6 protein-coding genes are annotated in these 4,232 nt (G+C 34.5%); 2 read left to right on the top strand and 4 right to left on the bottom strand.

From position 1 onward, the window contains the following. From QM536_08910 to QM536_08900, 3 genes are all read right to left on the bottom strand, one after another. A partial coding sequence (locus QM536_08910) for a TPM domain-containing protein (GenBank protein ID MDI9357126.1) occupies positions 1–772 on the bottom strand: 772 nt, incomplete at its 3' end. Beyond that, a complete protein-coding gene (locus QM536_08905) occupies positions 747–1,190 on the bottom strand; it encodes a TPM domain-containing protein (protein MDI9357125.1) in 444 nt (147 codons plus the stop codon). The genes QM536_08905 and QM536_08910, both read right to left, overlap by 26 nt. 15 nt (positions 1,191–1,205) lie before the next feature. Beyond that, on the bottom strand, positions 1,206–1,787 hold the full coding sequence (locus tag QM536_08900) for a LemA family protein (protein MDI9357124.1): 582 nt from the start codon (positions 1,785–1,787) through the stop codon (positions 1,206–1,208). Positions 1,788–1,983: 196 nt separating this feature from the next. Here QM536_08900 and QM536_08895 point away from each other — a divergent pair, with 196 nt between their 5' ends. Both QM536_08895 and QM536_08890 read left to right on the top strand, forming a co-directional pair. Next, positions 1,984–3,306: an MFS transporter gene (locus tag QM536_08895; protein MDI9357123.1), complete on the top strand. Its 1,323-nt coding sequence runs from the start codon at positions 1,984–1,986 to the stop codon at positions 3,304–3,306. A gap of 10 nt (positions 3,307–3,316) precedes the next feature. Further along, positions 3,317–3,826 (top strand): gamma carbonic anhydrase family protein, encoded by a 510-nt coding sequence (locus tag QM536_08890; protein ID MDI9357122.1) that lies wholly within the window; start codon positions 3,317–3,319, stop codon positions 3,824–3,826. Positions 3,827–3,852: 26 nt separating this feature from the next. On the opposite strand, the gene QM536_08885 is transcribed toward QM536_08890, so the two are convergent. Next, entirely contained in the window at positions 3,853–4,071 is a 219-nt protein-coding gene (locus QM536_08885) for a hypothetical protein (protein ID MDI9357121.1), read from the bottom strand. Positions 4,072–4,232: the final 161 nt, after the last annotated feature.

Here is a 4,232-nt window from a genome sequence, read left to right as displayed (position 1 = left end):
ATCCACCACCACCGAATCCACCACCACCGAATCCACCAAAATCACTCCCTCCAAATAAGCCACTTCCTTTGCTAAAATCTCCAAATCCTGTTCCTCGTCTTCCTAATTGATTCATCATCATTAAAGTAGCAAGAGTTCCCATTCCATGAGAAGATACGTGAGAGCTTCTATTCCCGAATAATTTAATAAGGAGAACTAATACAATCAAGATGGGAAATATATAAGGCACTATGTTTTTTTTAGATATTTTTTTTGCTTCCCCTTTGAATGTTCCTGAGGTCGCTTGTATAATGGCATCTGTGGATATGTCTATTCCTTCAAAGTATCTTTTTTCTCTAAAATAGGGCTTTGCGTATTCGGAAACGATTCGTTTTGCAAGAGCATCGGTAAGAAATCCTTCTAATCCATACCCTACGGCAATTGCCATTTTTTTATCTTCCACTGCTATAAGAAATAGGACACCATTATCTTTTCCTTTTTTTCCTATGCCCCATGCATGAGCCATTTCGGTAGCGTATAGTTGTGTATCATCGCCATTGGTAGTGGATATTATAGCTATAGATATTTCATTAGAAGTAGTATCATTAAATTTTCGGAGTTTATTTTCCAAATAGAGAAATTCTTCAGATGATAATAACTGCACATAATCATTTACTATGCGAGGAGGAGAGATGGGTTCGGGGAACTTTTGGGCAGTTGTTATTTGAAAATGGAGCAATAATATGGTTATGAAAAATATTTTCTTGCTAATTGTGTTCAAAAGATATTTCATCGGATAATTCGTTTACATCATTGGATTTATAAGGAAAATGTTTTTTTAATTGTAATCCCGCAGTTTTAATACCGAGTTCTATTCCCTGTATAAAGCTTCCCTGCTTGAAGTCATGCTGCATTTGTTGCTTGATAGTATCCCAAAAGTTTTCAGGAACATTTGCATTTATACCCTTGTCACCTACAATAGCAAACTTTTTATCTTTTATTGCAATATAAAACAGAACCCCATTACGGAGTTCTGTTTTGTGCATTTTGAGTTGGGCGAATATTTGGGCTGCCCTATCTAAGGTTTCTATTTTACAGTGGTTCTCTATATGAACCCTTATTTCTCCCGAAGTTTCTTTTTCAGCTTCTTTGATAGCTGATAGGATTTTTTCTTTTTCTTCTGTTTTTAATATATCAGGGGTTATGTTCATACAAGTTTTTACAGGTTAAAATTTTACTTCGGGTGCTTTTTCACTCCCTGCACTTGCTTCAAAATATCCTTTTTTCTCAAAATCAAACCAAGAAGCAGTGAGGTTATTAGGAAACTTTCGAATATATGTGTTGTAATCTTGAACTGTTTCATTAAATCTTTTTCTCTCTATGGTTATTCTATTTTCAGTGCCTTCTAACTGTGCTTGAAGTTCTAAAAAGTTTTGATTTGCTTTCAAATCAGGATATTTCTCTACCGATACCAAAAGCCGAGATAAAGCCCCTCCTAATTCATCTTGTGCGGATTGGAATTGTTTTATTTTTTCAGGGCTTAAATCACCTGCATTAATAGTAGTAGAAGTTGCTTTAGAGCGTGCTTCTATAACTTTTGTGAGCGTCTCTTGTTCAAAATTTGCATATCCTTTTACAGTATTCACTAAATTAGGGATGAGATCCGCTCTTCTTTGATACACATTCTCTACTTGTGCCCATTGGGCAGTAATAGATTCTTGTTTGGTCACCATATCGTTATAGCCACAAGAAGAGGTATTGATAATGATAACCAGCAATATGAAAAAATATAAACTACGTTTTTGCATTTTTTTTATTTTAATTTTATAAGGTATATGATTATTATTTTAATAAAAAACATTGTCACCAATGTGTATTTTTTATATTAGTCAAAAAATAAACATTATTATATTTTTACAAACTATTGTATTATAATAATAGATATTTTTCTTTTCTTTTTAATAAAACCGCAGTAACAAAATAAATAACAATTATTTAAATAATATGGAAAAACCAATATTAAAAATATCAAGTATATGGAATATGAGTTTAGGATTTTTGGGAATCCAGTTTGGATTTGCTCTTCAGAATGTAAATGGGAGTAGAATATTACAGACCTTTGGAGCAGACGCGGAACATCTTTCTTATTTTTGGTTAGCTGCTCCTATAACGGGTTTAATAGTGCAGCCTTTAGTAGGGCATTTTAGTGATAAAACATGGAATAGATTGGGAAGGAGGCGACCTTATTTTTTAGGAGGTGCTATCTTATCCTCTGCCGCACTTATTTTATTACCTAATTCTTCGGGACTTGTTGCTTTTCTTCCTCCGTTATTAGTGGGAGCGGGTTTATTAATGCTTATGGATGCTTCTTTTAATATATCTATGGAGCCATTCCGAGCTTTGGTAGCGGATATGCTTCCTGATAAACAAAGGACTCATGGATTTGCAATACAAACTTGTCTTATCGGAATAGGTGCTGTTCTCGGTTCTTCTCTTCCTTATATTTTAGCAGAAATGTTTTCTATTTCTAAAACAGCAGAGTCGGGATTAGTTCCTGATAATGTGCTTTTTTCGTTTTACGTAGGAGCATTTATTTTTATGGGAACTATTATATGGACGGTATATTCCACAAAAGAATATCCACCGCATATCTATAGAGAATTTGATAGCAAAACAGAACCCGCCACTTCTCGAGGAATTATTCAGATATTTATAGACCTTGCTCACATTCCTAAAACGATGAAACAAATAGGAGTAGTGCAGTTCTTTTCTTGGTGTGCTTTATTTCTTATGTGGGTGTATATGACCCCTGTTATTGCACAACATGTGTATGGTCTCCCCGCAGATGACAGAAGCTCAGCAATATATAACGAAGCAGCCAATTGGGTAGGAATAATGTTTGGTACCTATAACGCAATATCTGCTCTGGTAGCTCTTTTCATACCGTTTATCGCAAAAAAAATAGGAAAAAAAGGAACGCACTCTCTCTCCCTCTTTATTGGTGGGATAGGGATTCTCTCTCTTTTTTTCATAAAGAATCCAAATCTTTTATTAGCAAGCATGTTTTGTGTAGGATTTGCATGGGCAAGTATCTTATCTATGCCGTATTCTTTGTTAGCTGGTGCTATTCCTCATCATAAAATGGGAATTTTTATGGGAATTTTTAATTTTTTTATTGTCGTTCCACAAATAGTTATTGGTCTGATGGGAGGATGGATTCTCTCTCTTGTTCATAACCAGGTTATCTATTTATTAATACTTTCGGGAGTTTGTTTTCTCATTGCCTCCTGTTCTGTGTTTTTTATTCAAGAAAAAAAAGAAATATAAAAAAAATAAGATGGCTCTTATAAAATCAGTAAAGGGTATTTACCCCAAGATGGGAATTGGCTGTTGGTTAGCAGAAAATTGTACCATAGTGGGTGAGGTAGAGATGGGGAATAATTGCAGTGTTTGGTTTAACGCTGTAATAAGAGGAGATGTAAATAGCATAGTTATAGGCGATAATACCAATATCCAAGACGGAGCAATAATCCACTGCACCTATCAAAAATATAAAACTATTATCGGCAGTAATGTTTCTATAGGGCATAATGCTATTGTGCATGGATGCACTTTGGAAGATAATTTGCTCATCGGTATGGGAGCAATAGTTATGGATGGTGCAATAGTACAAAAAGAATCTATTGTGGCTGCGGGAGCAGTAGTTTTAGAAAATACAGTGGTAGAAAGTGGTTATATCTATGCGGGTGTTCCTGCAAAAAAAATAAAACCTATAGACGAAGAACTGAAAAAGATATTTAATAGGTTGGCAAAGAACTACATAATGTATGCAAAATGGTTTGAATAGCAATGGACTCATTATATTTGCTTCTCTTATGCAAACATTATATTCAAAATGATACCATCTCTCACTGAGATGTCTATTTTATTTATTTCGTTCATTATCCTATCCGTTTCTGATAATGCTACAATGATTTTTTGATAGTGCAAAATGTCCTCAAATTCTAGTTTTCTTTCCTTTCTGTCTTTCAGCCATTTTGTGCTGGCTGATACCCGCCAATATTTAAAAGTTCCAAACCACTTCGGGAACATTGGCAAAATATTGGGCATCGTTTATGTAAACCCTCCCAAGGTAATGAGAAGTAGAAACGAAGTGTGGTTTTACAACCGTATTATTGCCATCTACGGGATATTGGGTCTGACCAAAAAGGTTTCAGTGAAATTTTATTAAAGGAGTAATCGTTATTTTAATT

The sequence above is a fragment of the Chitinophagaceae bacterium genome (genome assembly GCA_030053935.1).
Lineage (GTDB): Bacteria > Bacteroidota > Bacteroidia > Cytophagales > JASGCU01 > JASGCU01.
The sequence above is the reverse complement of the archived record's forward strand: the minus strand, read 5'-3'. Positions and strand labels throughout refer to the sequence as shown.

What these genes read in the sequence shown, in the direction of transcription:
- QM536_08905 (MDI9357125.1), bottom strand. Translation starts at nt 1,190, where the DNA reads ATGAACATAACCCCTGATATATTAAAAACAGAAGAAAAAGAAAAAATC.
- QM536_08900 (MDI9357124.1), bottom strand. Translation starts at nt 1,787, where the DNA reads ATGCAAAAACGTAGTTTATATTTTTTCATATTGCTGGTTATCATTATC.
- QM536_08895 (MDI9357123.1), top strand. Translation starts at nt 1,984, where the DNA reads ATGGAAAAACCAATATTAAAAATATCAAGTATATGGAATATGAGTTTA.
- QM536_08890 (MDI9357122.1), top strand. Translation starts at nt 3,317, where the DNA reads ATGGCTCTTATAAAATCAGTAAAGGGTATTTACCCCAAGATGGGAATT.
- QM536_08885 (MDI9357121.1), bottom strand. Translation starts at nt 4,071, where the DNA reads ATGTTCCCGAAGTGGTTTGGAACTTTTAAATATTGGCGGGTATCAGCC.